Origin of the sequence: Labrys sp. LIt4 (assembly GCF_017813775.1) — a bacterium.
In the GTDB taxonomy this organism is placed as follows: domain Bacteria; phylum Pseudomonadota; class Alphaproteobacteria; order Rhizobiales; family Labraceae; genus Labrys; species Labrys okinawensis_A.
On the sequence record NZ_JAGIPY010000018.1, the window covers coordinates 72,089 to 86,544 of the forward strand.

Consider the following 14,456-nt stretch of genomic DNA (forward strand, 5'->3'; position numbering starts at 1 on the left):
TTCGGCTTGCGTATCGTCATACCAGGATTGGTGCTGCTGGCCTTGGTTGCCTGGCAGATCACCGGCCTATGGCCCAAGCCGGACGCCCAATCATCTTCCTGGCGCCAGCAAGAGGCGGCGCCGACAGCCCCTGTCATAAGGCTCGGAAGCGCCCAGGCCGCCGAGATCCTGACGCCAAGAAGCGACGAGCCTCCCCCTGCTCCCCCTCCGGCACCATCGGCGGCGCCCCAGCCGGCGGCCCCGCTGCAGCCCTCCCCCGCGCCAGCCGAAGCGGCACCTCCGTCGCCGGTGGCGGAACAGGCCGCCAAACCGGCGGTCGATGAAACGGCGCTGCGCTATTTTGCGCGCCAGGGCGATACTCGGCGCCTGAACACCGAAATCGCGCGCTTGCGCTCGCTCTATCCAGATTGGGTGCCGCCCGACGATCCGCTCAAGGCGCCGCCGGTCTCCGACCCCCAGCTCGACTCCTTGTGGCAACTCTATTCGCAAGGGCAGTTCGCCGCTGCGCGCGCTGCCATCGTTGCCCGCCAGGGCAGGGAACGCGATTGGATCCCGCCCAAGGACCTGCTCGACCGTCTTGCGGTGGCGGAAACGCGCGAGCGCCTCGTGAACGCATCGAACGCCAAGCAATATATGACCGTAATCGAGCTGGCGACGGTGACGCCCAGCCTGCTCACCTGCGGCGATGTCGATGTTCTCTGGCGCCTGGCCGAAGCCTTCGCACAGACCGATCGCAAGATGCGGGCCCAGGATGCCTACCGCTATATCCTTACCTCCTGTACCGATCCGCATGATCGTCTCTCGACCATGCAAAAAGCAATGACATTGCTGCCTCGCTCGGAGATCGAGCCTTTGCTGGCTCTCGGTCGTTCCGGAACCGATGGAGACGAGTTCCGCTCGATCCGCGAAGGGCTGGCGCGCAACGCGGTTGCGGCCGGAGGCGCAGATCCCAAGCTGGTGGTCGATCCGTCCGACTTACAATTACTCGGCGACATCGCCAGGACCGACAAGTCGCCGGGGGATGCGCTGCTGTTGGGCGGTTATTTTCGCGGGCATGGCGATTCCACGCAGGCCGAGCAGTGGTATCGCCGGGCTTTCGAACGGCAGAATACGGCGGCTGCCGCGGAGGGCCTTGCCCTGGCCTTGATCGATCTCAAGCGGGCGGCGGAGGCGGAAGCCATTCTGGCTCCCTGGCACGATGCCAATGACGGGGCCCGCAAGAGCTATATGGCGGCGATCGCCAATCTGCTGGCCCAGCAGCCGCCGCCGGCACTGACCGCGGAGGTCCTCGCCCGCGTTGTGGCAGCCGTGGCGGCGCAACGTGATCCCGCCGCCGCGCAGCAACTCGGCTGGTTTGCCCATTACTATCGCCAGGAGGAGACGGCCGCCCGCTGGTTCGCGGCCGCCTTGAGCTGGAAGCCCGACGATGAACCTTCCGCCTACGGCCTCGCCATTGCCAATCTCGGCATGAACCGGCGCGACATGGTCCGAAGCGTGGTCAACGCCTGGGGGCAACGCTCGCTGCGCATTCGCGCTCTCCTCGATCCGGCACTCGCCCGTGAGTTGGCGCGAACGAACCCGCAGACCGGTCCGGCGACCCAGGCTCCCTGGACGGTTGGGATGCAGCAACCTTCCCAGCCATCGCAATTCCCGCAAGCGCCGGTTCTATCTGCGCCTGCGCCCCAGCAGCCCGTTTCGGGAGGGTCGGCGCCGGTCGCCACGATGCTACCGGGACAAGTGCCGCAGGCGATGCCGGCCTCCCAGCCGCAGGTCTTTATGCCTGTGCCTCAAGCTGATCAGGGGCAATCGATCGCCGACCAGCCGATGGTGACCGAGAGGCCCGCCAGGCGCGCACCATCACGCCCGCGCCGGACCGCGGCCACCCCGGCCACCCCGGCCGCTACGTCTGCGGGACGAGGAAGTTGTCCTGGAGGGGTTGCCGGCGGATGGTGCCTGATGAAGCTCGATCGGCCGTCCGAGGCGGTCGTCGTCTTTCAGGCGGCCTTGTCAGCCGGATCGGCCCAGCAGAGGCAGGATGCCGCCTACGGTCTGTCTCTGGCCTATCTCAGGCTGGGCCTGACATCCCAGGCGGCCGCGGCCTCCACCCAGGCCTCTCAGCCGACCGGTAGGGCCAGGGAGCTCAATCTGTCCATTCTCACACAGCGCATCCTCAAGGACTATCAGGGGGGACGCTATGCCCAGGCCCTGATGGCGCTGGACACGCGCGCCAGCCTTGCGCCGGAACAGACCGATCTCCTGATGTTGCGAGGCTGGTCCTATTTCCACCTGCAGCGCTTCGCCGAGGCGCGCCGCGTGTTCGAAGCGGTAGCCGCGACTGGCAACTCCGAGGCAGCGGGGGCCGTCGAGGCCGTCAAGGAGGCCACCCATAGCCGCTTTTGAGAAGCGATGCCTATGGGTTCCGTGGCAGATCGGAAACGGAGAGATACCGGCGCGAACGACCCCCACAGTTGATGTTCAGTTGATCGCGGCAATCTCGCAGCGGGAGAGAGACTCAGCGCAGTTGCGCCAGCGCCCGGATGCGAGGCGAACGGCTGCCCCACGCCTTGACCACATCATTGAGGGCATCACGCCGCCCCATGGATCTGCTCACCACGGCGAAACCATAGGCCGAGGTTTCATCATCGGGGCGCCAGCTGAGGGCCGTCGCGAACCACCGAAGCGCCGTCACGTCCTGCTTGAAACTGTGGGCGTACCAGCCGAATTCCTGAGCCAGCGAGACGTCGCGCTTGGCGGCTACGGCTGCCGCCATGCGTGACAGGGCACCCGGTGAGAGAGAAGCCGGAGGCCTGGCCGACAGGAGATCGGCCGTGATCCGCAGGTAAGTCCTGCGCGCCTCGTCGTCGTTCTTCTGCCAGGGAGAGAGAAGGGTCTCCGCCTCTGCCGGCCGTTTGAGCGCAAGGAGGGCGACAGCCAGCGCATTTGCCGAAGAGGCGGAGGCGTTCCGCGCGAAGGCGAGACGATACCAGTGCTCGGCCTGCACAAAGTTGTCGCGGTGCAGGAAGAAATTCCCCACCAGCAAGGCGTCGGCAGCCGCGCCATTGGCCTCGGCCATGGCCTGGAAGAGCTTGAGATCGGCCGCGCCGAGCGGCCTGGCCGGATCCTCGGCGGCGGCCGTGACAGCATCTCGGGCGAATGCCTCGCGGATGGAACGGAACCCGTCGCCGGTGCTTGCGTCCGCTCCCAGAGTTTGCAGCGGCCCGAGTTCCGAGGGGGAGAGCCAAGCGGCGGCTTTCTGCAGCGTTGCCAGCCGGATATCGGGATCGCTGCACGTGGTGAGAATGTAACGATAGGCATCCAACGCCCGGCTTCGGCGATCCGTTTGTCCGAATGCCTCGGCCACGCGCCAGAGAACCTCGACATCGCCGCAGGTGAGCAGACTGGGTGTGGCGGCAGCGAGGGTGACCGCCTCAGCATATCGTTTGGCATCGGAGGCAGCGAGAATGCGTTCGCGGGTATCCGCAACCGTTACCCTGGCCATCAGGTCCCGAGGGGGAGACCAGTTCGGCTCGGACCTTTGGCGCAAGGCGACGGCTTCTCGGACGGCTGCAAGCCGCCCCTCGGCATAAAGTTGCCACAAGGTGGCGAGTCTTGCGTCGGTCGTCGACGGCGACCGGGAGGGAGACTTTGGCGGAACCCAGCCGGGATAAAGAGACTGCAGGCGCGTCACTTCGCTGATGTACCGGATGGTTTCGCCATTTCGCGCGAAATAAGCCAGGGCTGTCCCATCGACGTCACGATCCCCAGCCGCGCCATCTTCCGCCGTATCCCCGGGAACCAGTGTCCGAACCGTTGTCGAGCCCGTCGTCGCTTTGCTCTCGACAGGCGCTGCCGGAGGAGCAGCCGGCGACGGCTTCGCGGCCATGGGCGCAAGGGGAATAATCGCCGAGCTTGACGAGGCGGGGCTTGCGGCAGACGGATTGGCCGGCTGATGGACCGTGAAGCCTGGAGCCGGCTTCGACGGCGCCAGTGGAATGATCGCCAAATCCGATTGGGATGGCGCCGAGCGCGGGATCTCTGGAGAGACGGCAGGTGCCGGACCTGACGTCAAGGGGATGATGACCTGCCCCTCTCCAGTCGCCCTGGCGGGAGGCGGGCTTTGTACTGGCGCAGCGGGGATGACGGCTCCTGCGGCGGCGGGCGCGGGCAGCTGTTTCTCGGCACCGTCCGCAGCGACGATCGTCACGACCATCGCGACAAGGGCCACACTCCCTATCCTTATGGCCTTTCTTCTGCAGTCAGTGGCGATGTCATCTTTGCCCGGCATGCGCTTTCCCTGTCGTCTCCCTTCACCAGGTATGGCGCAGGCCGGCAGTGGCCTTGAGGACATGGTTTTCGCTGCCCGAGCGAGGGCCGAGCGCCATCGAATAGCCCGCTTCGCCATAGAGGACCCAGGCGGCGCCCCAGGCATAATAGCCACCTATGCCGATGTCACCCCACAGCCGTTGATTTCGTTGGGTGAGAAAGGTGCCGCCGATATCCAGTCTCGTACCATCGAGGATGGCATAGTCGAGGCCCGCCGTGCCGTAGATCAGAAGATTATGTGCCTGGCCGCCGGCGTCCCGCCAGCTGGCAAGCTTTTCAAGCCGGAGACCGCCAAGGCCATGCAGGCTCTCGGCCCGGTCGAACCGGACAGCGGCACCAGAGAGATCGGTGAACCCATCCACGTGCACGTCGGTGTAGGCCAGTCGTGCCCATGGGACGAGCGTCCAGTCCGGCGCCAGGCTGTAGCGCTTTCCCACCTCCAGAGCAGCTGCGGTCGCCCAACCTTCGCCATGGCCTCCGACCTTGTCGGAAAGGCTGCTCTCGAACCAGGTGAATTGCCCGGTGAGATCGGCGTAGAGGCCGTCATTGCCATGCCAGGTGACATCGGCTCCCACACCATAGCCGGTTGTCGAGATCCTGCCCCTCCGCGCCATTCCAGTGACCGGATCGCGGGTCACATCGATCGTGGCTTTGGAAGTGCCTATGCTGGCGTAGAGACCGACGGTGGCAAAGCCGGCGGTCGTCTCCAGAGCGGTTCCTTCATAGCCCGCTTGCATGAAGCCCAGCCACTGCCTGTAGGCGCTGCCCTGTCTGGGATCATAGGAGGCGGCCTGGCCGCCTATCCGGCCCCAGGCGCCAGCGCCCTGCAATATCGGCTCTGCCACGCGGCCGGCCCAGCAATCATCCGGCCGACCTGCCATCTCCGGCCCCTGCCCCAGGTTCCCGCCGGGTGGGCATCGCGGCGGAATGCGGCTGGCGTTGCGTTGCTGCAGCATGGCGAGGGTGGCTCCGGCAAAGTTGCCCAGAATGTCTGGGTAGGCGACCGCCGTCTGGGCCGACGCACTCAGTCCCACCGTGCGCAGATACCAATCCTGGTCGTTGACGCTCGAGCCGACCCCTCCTTTGAACAGGTTGTAGTCATAGGCGCCGGCCGCGACGACCGACGCCAGCGAGAAGGCATTCGGGTCGGTCGTAGCGCCATCGGCGGCAGCCACGACGCGGATACCGTTGCCGACGGTCGCAGCGCCCTGGCCGCCGGCATTATGGATCGCAAGAATGGAATGCCCGCTCGCCGTGCCCCCGTTTATGGTCAGAAGGTCCGAAGCCGAATTGTCCGCGCCGAGATAGGTGTTGAGGACAATGGTGCTGCCCTCGCCCCCGACATAGGAAGCAACGCTCAGAACATTGCCGACGCCGGTGCCGGCCACTTTGGCCACGCCATTGTTCAACAGGGTGCCATTGACGGTAAAGGTCCCGGAACGTCCGTTCCCGAAACCATCGATCGCATTGGCGACCGCAACGATGCCGCTATTGGTCAAGGTCCCGGTGACGCTACCATAGCCGCCCAGCATTGCCCCGGCAGAAACCTCTATGCCGCCGCCGCCGCTCAGGGCCGCACCGGCGTGGGCCGCATCGCCAACGGCCAATATGCCCGAGGCGACACGCGTTCCGCCGGCATAGCTGTTATCGGCATTGGTGATCAGCATGCCCGATCCCTGGCTGACCAACGCGCCGCTACCGGTGAGGGGACTGGAAGTGGCGATCCGAAATCCTGCATTGTCGATCGTCAGGTTTCCGGCCTGGATGTTGAGCTGGGTTCCGGAAAAGCCCGAAATGAAAGCATCGTTGTTCGCGAGAGCCTTCAGGACGCCCACGTTGAAATTGACCTGGGCCGTGCCCTTGCCGGCCGTCAGGGCGAGCGTTTGCAACTCCCCCTGACTGCCAAGGTTGAGCGTCCCTTTGCCGGCCACTTGCGATGCCACGAGAACGCCACCCGTAGCGACCATCCTACTGCCATCGATGACGTCGAGCCTGCCTGTGCCCTGGTCCCCGATTGTCACCGCACCGCGGGCGATCCATGAGGAACCCGAACCAGCGATGACCGCGGTGCCGCTACCGCCTGCTTTCGAACCGATGGAGGCCGCGGCACTCACAAGCGTTCCGCCAGTATCGATGTTCAAGAGAGCCGTGCCGGCATTGCCGATGGTCAATGCCCCGGCATTGGTCCAGACAGAGCCTTCTCCCGCGATGTGCGCCGTGCCGCTTCCGGTCGCGGTATTGCCGAGAATACCGGCATTGGTATCGACGCGCCCTGCGTTTACCACGGTCAATATACCGCTACCCGCATCGCCGATCGTCACCGCCTTACTGTCGGTCCAGCTCGACCCCGCGCCATCCACCGTAACCGTACCGCTCCCGCCTGCGGCCCCGCCAATGATACCGCCGCCGCTTCTGGCGGTTCCGGCTTCGCTGACGATCAATTGCCCGATGCCGGCCAAGCCGATGGTGAGCGTTCCCGTCGAGATCGACGACCCCTTCCCGGCCACCGCCACCGAACCGCTGCCATCCTGGCCGACGCCGAGCGTGACATCATCCGCGCGGACTGTGCCGCCGGCATTGACGGACAGCGTCCCGACAGCGTGCCTGCCGACACTCAGATCGGCCGTCGTCAGTGTCGATCCGTTCTTGCTCACCGTGGCCTCGCCGGCGCCATGATCGGCGATGGTGATCTCGCTGTCGGCGCCGACGGTGCCGCCATTGGTCACCAAGAGGCTGCCCGCCCCGTCGGCGCCGACTATCAGAAACGAATCGCTGTGGAAGTTCGAACCGTCGCCATCCACTGTCAGTACGCCGGACCCTGTGGCCCCACCGATGCTGACACCCTCGGCAGCGTCGGCCTGTCCGCCGGCAGTGACCGTCAGCGAGCCCTTCCCTCCTGTGCCGATGGCGATCCCTCCTTCGACGGACAGGGACGAACCGCTGCCATTGACCGCGAGGCTCCCCGAAGAACCATCGAGGCCCGCGATCGTCAGATCGTCACCGGCAATGACCTTGCCGCCATTCTCGACCGTGAGCGCGCCGTCGCCGGACCCTGCGATCAGGAAAGAGGAACCAACCGACAGGGTAGAACCCTCACCGTCGACCGTGATGGTCCCGGTGGAGCCGGCCTGACCCGCCACCACGACAGTGCCCGCTTCGACAGAACCGCCGCCCTGCACGATCAGCGCGGCTTTACCGGCATTCCCAACCTCGAGCTCGTTCTGTACGGTGAGAGCCGAGCCGTCCCCTGCGACGGTCACCGTTCCCTGTGAGCCAGCTTCATCCGCGATCACGCCGCGGTCGGATAAAGACAGCGTGCTTGCGGCCTGGATGGTAAGGGCGCCCACGCCACTGGAGCCGACCGATAAATCTGCGACATTGACCGGCGCTTCGGCGCCTGAAACTCCCAATATGACAGTATTGGGCGTGGTGGTGTCGATGTTGACGGCATCGCCGCTGGTCGGCAGCGTGGCGGGCGTCCAGTTGGCCGCATTCATCCAATCATTGTCGACGGCGCCCGTCCAGCTCTGTGCCCTCAACGAGGCCGGGCGAACAATGCAGGTCAGCATCGTCGTTGCCAAGCAGATCGTCAAAACAGATGCAAGCGTGGCACATTTTCTTCGTTGCAATGTGTCACCCAACGCCGTGAATCGCGTCTTCCGGGAAGAATTACTATCGAAAAAATGACGCGAGTTCTATGCGGCTTGCGCATGTCTCCGCATAAAATTTCTGCAGGGCCGGAGTGTAAGCGGGTGTCTTTCTATTGGGAGTTGGCGCTCCACGAACTCGCAATTTTTAGAAGCCCTTGGTTGTTCGGTCCCGGCATGCCATGGGCTGGAGAGCGAACGCTGCCGGTCCGAATGGCCGGAAAGTTATATCAAAGGGCAGTGTCGCAGATCGAAGAACAATCGTCTGCACGCAAACTGGCATTCGTTTGATGGCACCTCAAAGATGTCGCAGAACGAAGTATCCACCAACAAATAGAATCCTGCTGGAGCTACATCTCGTCGACGACCGGCCCGATATGTGTGCCGGTCCTCGGCGCGTCATTCACGACGATGAGACGTTCGCCGACGGCTGCCACGAACTTGCCGCGGATACCCTCCGTGACAATGAGCCGGGAGGAGGCGGTGCAGCGTTGAGCGGTCGAGAACCTGAAGCCGAGATCGTCCATCGAGCGGGTCGGTTGTTACCTTCTGGCCCTTGCCGTATGCCAGGGCAACATTCCGATATAGACATATCTCACACCAAGCTCACTCTGCCGGTGGCGATGTCATAAAGGCCGCCCACGACCTTGACTTTACCCTTGGCAACGAAATCGGCGATGATGGGACCTGCTTTCTCGAGCTTACGCACATTGTAGCGTATGTTCTGAAGGGTTGCTTCGGCAAGGGCATCGGAGGCCTTGGCCTTCTCGGCACGATCGATAGCCGGCTTGATGGCCCCAACAAGTTGCGGAAGATGACCTGGCAACGCGATCTTGTCCTTGAGCACCTTGATGGTTGCGGCCACGGCACCGCAATTGGAATGCCCCAACACCACAATGAGCGGCATGCCCAGGAACTTGACACCATATTCGAGGCTGGCCAGACCGTCGTCATTGACGAAATTACCTGCGACGCGCACAACGAAAAGATCGCCGGGGCCTTGGTCGAATGCGAGTTCGGGAGCAACGCGCGCATCCGCGCAACTCACAAGGCCAGCAATGGGATACTGCGCGCTGGAACGAGCCTCTCGTCCTGCCGAATAATCACGATTCTGCGACGAGTTGCTGGCGTAGCGCGCGTTGCCTTCAAGCAGCCTTTTCAATGCTTCGTCGGGTGATATGGTGTTCTGAGCGGAGGGTGTCTCTGATTGCTGCGCTGCAGCGGGCAAGGCGAGCCCGCCAACAAATGCGCCAGCAAGGCCGGTCGCCAGGAGTCTGCGGCGCGTCAGGGATATTGCATGTTGGTCGCACATAGAACCCATCCTGGTATATTGAGCATGCGCCAAAGAACTGCGGGGTTCTTAGCTGTGCCGGTGTGAGATGATCGATACCCCTCGATGGTGAGCGCAAAGAACTAGAATCCCGAGTCCAAACTTTGCAGGATTCTTTATATTGAAGCTTGAAGCACATGCGGACTTACCAATATCCGTTCGCCGCCCTGCACAGCGGCTGAGCGAATCCTTCATGCGCCGCGCCGCCAGCTTGCGTCTGGCGCCGGGGTTCAAGCCGGCTGTAGCTCGCTATTGCCATCGCATGGCTGCAAAGCCACCTGTCGTATGGCCGATTTATAAGCTCTTCGATCGGTTTGAACGCTATGTCGCTGCCTATCTACTGATTCATAATTATTATGCTTGGCGTGAAGGCCAGGGCCCTTCACCGACGCTGGCAGCTCTCCAGAAGATCACTCCGTCGAGCGCCCGCCAGACAGCAGGCTTCGTCGCGGCGTTGAAAGCCGGCCGCTTCCTGGAAAGCACGGTCGAACCTGCTGGTGGTCGAGGAAAACCGCTCAAACCCGCCGCCGTGATGGTTGAGGAAATTGGACGCTCCGGCCGCCTCTTCGTCTCGGCCTTGGATGAAATCGAGACCTGGCGGCCAGCCTGGGCCATTGCCCTGACGGATGTCGACAGGCTGGGCGTACTCCTTCAGCGCTCCGCAGCTTTCGTCCTCGGCGACGGCACCCTCATCCACCCTTTCCAGCGGGTCTTGCATTTTGCTGGCCGGGATTGCGGCTATCCGTTGCTGACGGCCATCATCGGTGCCCACTACGCCGCGACCGTCAAGGAGTGTCCCCAGGCCGTTCCTCTCAGCCTGCGCGCTTTGGCTGCACGCTTTCAGGTTTCGCGCGCTCATGTCGGCAATTTGCTGGACGAGGCCAGGCAGGCGAATTGGTTCGTCATCGAAGCCGGGAGCCTCATTCATCTCGAGAACGATCTCCTGGTCGAATTCGAGAACTGGGCTTGTTGGCAAATGCTTCACTATGGCGAGATAGCGGCGACGCTGGAGCAACCGGCATCGCCTGCGTGAGCAGCAAACATCAAGTCTGCCTGAGCTGATAGAGTCCATCCTCGATCGCCGCCAATGGCACGCTCGATCTTGTCGAGGGCCTTGCGATCCTGCTCGCTTTGGGCGCGGCGCTCCTGGTTGAGCCGGTTGGTCTCTCGGGCATAGGCCTTGACCGCCTCGCCACGGCATCGGCTGAGACCAGCCAGACCTTCTCTATCACGTGCCGCAAGGCGCCGCCCATTGCGAGCACGGCCTCGATCCGACCCTTCTCCACCTCCGCCAGCGCCGCTTCGACGATACGGGCGAAGAACGGAACGGCGCCAATGGTCAGCGGCACGACCGCCGCCGTACTGCCCAGGCTGGTACCGACGATCAGGCGGGTCAGCGGCATCAGGGCGATCAGCAGAATGACGAAAGGCAGCGAGCGCCCGACCCTGTTGAGCCGAGGCGCGACGAGAAAGCTGGAAGATCGTGCCCGATGCGCCAGCGTTGCCGACGCAATTCGCTCGGCGGCAGGGCGGTCAGGTCATGCCCGCCAACGATGATGCGGCCGACCGTCGACCGTTCGAGCAGGTTCAGGCATCGGATCAACGTGCTCTTGCCAGCCCCGTTGCGCCCAAGCACATCGAAGACCGCTCCTTTTGGAATATCGAGCGTGACGTCGTCGAGGGCGACGAATTCGCGGCTGCGCTGCGTGTAGACCTTACGCAGCTTCTCTATACGGATTATGGCGGTTTCCGATCGCCATGGCAAAGCCCCGCCGCGATGCGACGGAGCCTCGGCCCACTATGGCCAACCGCGTCAATTGTCCACGGGAATGACGGAGCCCTGATAGTGCTCGCGGATGAACTTGGCGACTTCCGGGGAGGTCAGCAGCTTGGACAAGCGAGCGATCCTGGGATCATCTGCCAGCTTCGGGGTAGTGACCAGGACATTGGCGTAGGGATTGCCTTCCCGGGGGGATGCGGCAGTCGAGTCGGAACGCGTCAATCTTTTGTACATAAAATCTATTAAATTAATAGACAAATAAAGTTCTTCATGGGAAGAGGGAGGCTCAATCACAAGCCCGGTCGCCCATGCAGCGCTCTGGCAAGAGAGCCGAAGGACAATGACATTGCTACCCGAGAACCACGGCAAGGCCCGGTTGGGCGTGCCTGCAATCGCCCTTACCCTGGCGGCCTGCTGGGCCCTGCCGACCTGGGCCGGAGAGACCCTGGATCGCGTCAAGAAATCCGGACAGGTCGTCGACGTCCTGGTCAACGATTATCCACCCTTCGGTTTCATCAATGCCCAGAACGAACTCGACGGCTTTGACGTCGATGTCGCCCGCGCTTTTGCCGACAAGCTCGGTGCCAAGCTCAAGCTGGAGACACCGGGCTGGGAGGCCATCATCAGCGGCAAGTGGTCCGGGCGCTGGGACGTAGCGATCTCATCGGCCACGCCGACCGAGGAAAGGGCCAAGGTCGTCGACTTCCCCGTCATCTACTACAGCGCGCCAGCCGTGCTGGTGGTGCACCAGGATGAGAAGGCTATTCGGTCGGTCGCCGACATCTCCGGCAAGAAGGTCGGCGTTGGCACCGGCTCGTCCTATGAAGCCTATGTCAATCGCAACTTCGCCATTCCCGGGCATAAGGCGATCGCCTTTCCTTTCAAGGATGCTTTTGCCGTGCCGGGCGATGAAACCGTGAATTTCCAGAACCTGGCTCTCGGCCCGGGGGTTCGGCTCGACGCCATCGTCGCCTCGCTGGCGACGGCCAGGGGCGGTATCGAAACCACCAAGAAGCTGAAAATCGTCGGCGATCCCCTGTTCGCCGAGCCCAACGCGGTCGTCACCGACAAGGGCGACCCGGAGTGGAACGCCGAGATCAAGCGTGTGTTCGCCGACCTGAAGGCGGATGGCACGCTGGCCAGGATTTCCAACAAATGGTTCGGCACGGACATCACCAAAGATGTCGATTGAAGATACGGCGGGAGCCGGTCGGCGCATCCGGCCCCTGCCCGCTCCCGGGATAGGCCACCTTGGTTTCCGGCAGAAGGTCTGGCTGGTATGGGCCTGCATGCTGGCCATCCTGGCGTGCGGTTTTTTCGCGCTCGGATTGGATCTTGCGCTGATCCGCCAAAAGCTGCCTTTCCTTCTCGGTCTCCGACTGACTGCCGACGGTTTTCTTCAAGGCGCCGCCCTCACCGTCTTCATCACCGCCATCTCGATGGTGCTGGCGCTGATCGTTGCCATCTTCGCGGCACTGGGCCGCCTTTCTACCAACCCCTTGGCCTTCGCCGCGGCAACTTTCTACGCCTCGCTTTTCCGCGGCACGCCGCTGCTCGTCCAGGTCCTGATCATCTATCTGGCACTGCCGCAACTCGGCATCGTGCTGTCGGCGCTGAGTTCGGGCATCATGGCCCTGTCGCTGAACTACGGCGCCTATCTTGCCGAGATCATCCGATCGGGAATCGCGGCCATCCCGCGCGGACAGACCGAGGCGGCAATGGCGCTGGGCCTGCGACGCTGGCAAATCGGCATCAAGATCGTCGCGCCACAGGCCATGCGCATCATCATCCCGCCGGCGGGAACGCAGTTCGTTTCCATGCTGAAAGATTCCTCGCTGGTCTCGCTCATGGGACTGTGGGAGCTAAACTTCCTGGCTCAATCCTATGGACGCTCGACCTTCCGCTATATGGAGATGTTGATGGCAGCGGCAGCAATCTATTGGCTGCTTTCGATCGGATTGGAGCTCGTCCAATACCGTCTCGAGCTGAAATTCGGCCGAGCCGCCGCAACCGCTCGCCCTTGAAAGTCAACGCAACATGAATAGCAAGATCAATGGCTTCACCATCCTCGATGGCGGCATGGGACGATTGCTCGAGCGCCTCGGCGCGCCATTTCGCCTGCCCGAATGGTCGGCCTTGCCTCTGATCGAGGCGCCTCATTTCGTGACGGAGGCGCATAGCCTCTATGTCGAGAGCGGCGCCGATATCATCACCACCAACTCCTACGGCATCGTGCCCCATATGATCGGCGAGGAGCGCTTCGCCTCGCAAGGCGCCGTGCTGGCGGCGCGCGCCGGCAGCCTGGCCCGCACCGTGGCCGATCAAACCCGCCGCCCGGTCCGGGTTGCCGGATCATTGCCCCCACTTTTCGAAAGCTACCGCCCTTCGCGTTTCCAGCCCAGCCGCGCACCCGCAATCCTGAGCGCCCTGGTCGACGGACTTGCGCCTCATGTCGACTTCTGGCTGATTGAGACCCAAAGCTCGACGGCGGAAGCCTTCGCCGCCATCGAAGCCGTACGTCCGACCGGCCTTCCATACTGGGTATCCTATACGTTGCGCGATGAGGATGGCCGCCGGGGCCCGCCGCAGCTGCGCTCCGGCGAGGCTGTCGGGCAGGCAGTGACGCAGACGCTGGAACAGGGTGCAGCCAGTATCCTGTTCAACTGCAGCCAACCCGAAGCGATGACTGAGGCCGTCGAAGCGGCGAACACAGCCATTCATGCTTCCGAGAAGCGGGGTATCGGCCTGGGCGTTTATGCCAACGCCTTCCTGCCCGAGCCTCCGTCCGATACGCCCTATGCGGGTATTTCACAGATCCGCAGCGATCTCGCTCCTGACAATTATCTCAAATGGGCACGGCACTGGGTCGATCGCGGGGCGACGATCGTCGGCGGTTGCTGCGGCATCGGTCCCGAGCATATCGAGGCTATCCATCGTTTTCGTCAATCTTCGGAAGCTGCATACTGACCTTGCCAGCCAGGCGCTTGCCCCGCGCCTTCAATTTCTTTGAGGCACAGGGCGATTGGTTGCTCTCCTTCGTGGCCATCATGGTTATTTCGGCTGTTTTGGTGGGCGCCCGAACACAAGAAACCACGCCCAAAAAGCCGTTGAAGACCACGACATTGCCCTTGCCGCCGATATCGGAGACCGGCTGCAAGGCGAGTTGGGCGCCCAGGGAGAAATTATCCGAGGTCGCCGTGTTGATGACGTTGGTCGAGGGCAGATCGACGGAAAAAACGGGGATACCGGCCTGGCCCAGCTTCTTCAGCCAGGGAACGACCACCGAGAGCATGCCAAGCGTCTGGATCACCGCATCGGGCTTTTGCGTCACCAGGGTCTGCAGCTGGCTCTCTCCATGCGGGCTGCGGAAATTCCT

10 protein-coding genes and 3 pseudogenes are annotated in these 14,456 nt (G+C 63.2%); 5 read left to right on the forward strand and 8 right to left on the reverse strand.

The genetic code is table 11. The features are described 5' to 3' along the window. Positions 1 to 6: 6 nt before the first annotated feature. Positions 7 to 2,400 carry a cellulose synthase gene (locus J8I29_RS24995; protein WP_209433714.1) on the forward strand — a complete coding sequence of 798 codons (2,394 nt, stop codon included), beginning with the start codon at positions 7 to 9 and terminating at the stop codon, positions 2,398 to 2,400. A gap of 112 nt (positions 2,401 to 2,512) precedes the next feature. On the opposite strand, the gene J8I29_RS25000 is transcribed toward J8I29_RS24995, so the two are convergent. The 4 genes and pseudogenes from J8I29_RS25000 to J8I29_RS25015 form a co-directional block, all read right to left on the reverse strand. Next, the gene (locus J8I29_RS25000) at positions 2,513 to 4,285 is read right to left on the reverse strand and encodes a hypothetical protein (RefSeq protein ID WP_209433715.1); all 1,773 of its coding nucleotides are present in this window, start codon (positions 4,283 to 4,285) and stop codon (positions 2,513 to 2,515) included. 22 nt (positions 4,286 to 4,307) lie between these two features. Beyond that, complete coding sequence (locus J8I29_RS25005; RefSeq protein ID WP_209433716.1) at positions 4,308 to 7,892, reverse strand: autotransporter outer membrane beta-barrel domain-containing protein; 3,585 nt, start codon at positions 7,890 to 7,892, stop codon at positions 4,308 to 4,310. Between the two features lie 431 nt (positions 7,893 to 8,323). Beyond that, positions 8,324 to 8,491 (reverse strand): annotated as a pseudogene (locus J8I29_RS25010) (aldehyde dehydrogenase family protein); the annotation flags it as partial. 74 nt (positions 8,492 to 8,565) lie between these two features. Next, positions 8,566 to 9,282, reverse strand: a complete 717-nt coding sequence (locus J8I29_RS25015; protein ID WP_209433718.1) for a carbonic anhydrase — start codon at positions 9,280 to 9,282, stop codon at positions 8,566 to 8,568. Positions 9,283 to 9,421: 139 nt separating this feature from the next. On the opposite strand from J8I29_RS25015, the gene J8I29_RS25020 reads away from it, so the two are divergent. After that, a complete protein-coding gene (locus J8I29_RS25020) occupies positions 9,422 to 10,333 on the forward strand; it encodes a hypothetical protein (RefSeq protein WP_245197344.1) in 912 nt (303 codons plus the stop codon). A 214-nt stretch (positions 10,334 to 10,547) separates the two neighbouring features. On the opposite strand, the pseudogene J8I29_RS25025 reads toward J8I29_RS25020, so the two are convergent. The 3 genes and pseudogenes from J8I29_RS25025 to J8I29_RS25035 form a co-directional block, all read right to left on the reverse strand. Continuing rightward, positions 10,548 to 10,739 (reverse strand): annotated as a pseudogene (locus J8I29_RS25025) (metal ABC transporter permease); the annotation flags it as partial. Continuing rightward, positions 10,712 to 11,065 carry an ATP-binding cassette domain-containing protein gene (locus J8I29_RS25030; RefSeq protein WP_209433719.1) on the reverse strand — a complete coding sequence of 118 codons (354 nt, stop codon included), beginning with the start codon at positions 11,063 to 11,065 and terminating at the stop codon, positions 10,712 to 10,714. The gene J8I29_RS25030 and the pseudogene J8I29_RS25025, both read right to left, overlap by 28 nt. A gap of 48 nt (positions 11,066 to 11,113) precedes the next feature. Continuing rightward, positions 11,114 to 11,302 carry a MetQ/NlpA family ABC transporter substrate-binding protein gene (locus tag J8I29_RS25035; protein WP_245197345.1) on the reverse strand — a complete coding sequence of 63 codons (189 nt, stop codon included), beginning with the start codon at positions 11,300 to 11,302 and terminating at the stop codon, positions 11,114 to 11,116. A gap of 118 nt (positions 11,303 to 11,420) precedes the next feature. Here J8I29_RS25035 and J8I29_RS25040 point away from each other — a divergent pair, with 118 nt between their 5' ends. Genes J8I29_RS25040 through J8I29_RS25050 form a run of 3 tightly spaced genes read left to right on the forward strand, consistent with a single transcriptional unit; the run spans position 11,421 to position 14,047 of the window. After that, a complete protein-coding gene (locus tag J8I29_RS25040; RefSeq protein ID WP_209433721.1) occupies positions 11,421 to 12,272 on the forward strand; it encodes a transporter substrate-binding domain-containing protein in 852 nt (283 codons plus the stop codon). Next, positions 12,262 to 13,104 carry an amino acid ABC transporter permease gene (locus tag J8I29_RS25045; RefSeq protein ID WP_209433722.1) on the forward strand — a complete coding sequence of 281 codons (843 nt, stop codon included), beginning with the start codon at positions 12,262 to 12,264 and terminating at the stop codon, positions 13,102 to 13,104. Before J8I29_RS25040 ends, J8I29_RS25045 begins: the two co-directional genes overlap by 11 nt. Positions 13,105 to 13,117: 13 nt before the next feature. Then, positions 13,118 to 14,047, forward strand: coding sequence for a homocysteine S-methyltransferase family protein (locus J8I29_RS25050; protein ID WP_209433723.1), 930 nt, complete (start codon positions 13,118 to 13,120; stop codon positions 14,045 to 14,047). Positions 14,048 to 14,171: 124 nt separating this feature from the next. Here J8I29_RS25050 and J8I29_RS30120 read toward each other — a convergent pair. Beyond that, positions 14,172 to 14,435 (reverse strand): annotated as a pseudogene (locus J8I29_RS30120) (substrate-binding domain-containing protein); the annotation flags it as partial. Between the last annotated feature and the right edge of the window lie 21 nt (positions 14,436 to 14,456).

Bases quoted from the DNA above. Each gene is read 5' to 3' on its own strand.
- J8I29_RS25005 (WP_209433716.1), bottom strand. From the start codon at position 7,892: ATGCTGACCTGCATTGTTCGCCCGGCCTCGTTGAGGGCACAGAGCTGG.
- J8I29_RS25015 (WP_209433718.1), bottom strand. From the start codon at position 9,282: ATGTGCGACCAACATGCAATATCCCTGACGCGCCGCAGACTCCTGGCG.
- J8I29_RS25050 (WP_209433723.1), top strand. From the start codon at position 13,118: ATGAATAGCAAGATCAATGGCTTCACCATCCTCGATGGCGGCATGGGA.
- J8I29_RS25045 (WP_209433722.1), top strand. From the start codon at position 12,262: ATGTCGATTGAAGATACGGCGGGAGCCGGTCGGCGCATCCGGCCCCTG.
- J8I29_RS25040 (WP_209433721.1), top strand. From the start codon at position 11,421: ATGACATTGCTACCCGAGAACCACGGCAAGGCCCGGTTGGGCGTGCCT.
- J8I29_RS25000 (WP_209433715.1), bottom strand. From the start codon at position 4,285: ATGCCGGGCAAAGATGACATCGCCACTGACTGCAGAAGAAAGGCCATA.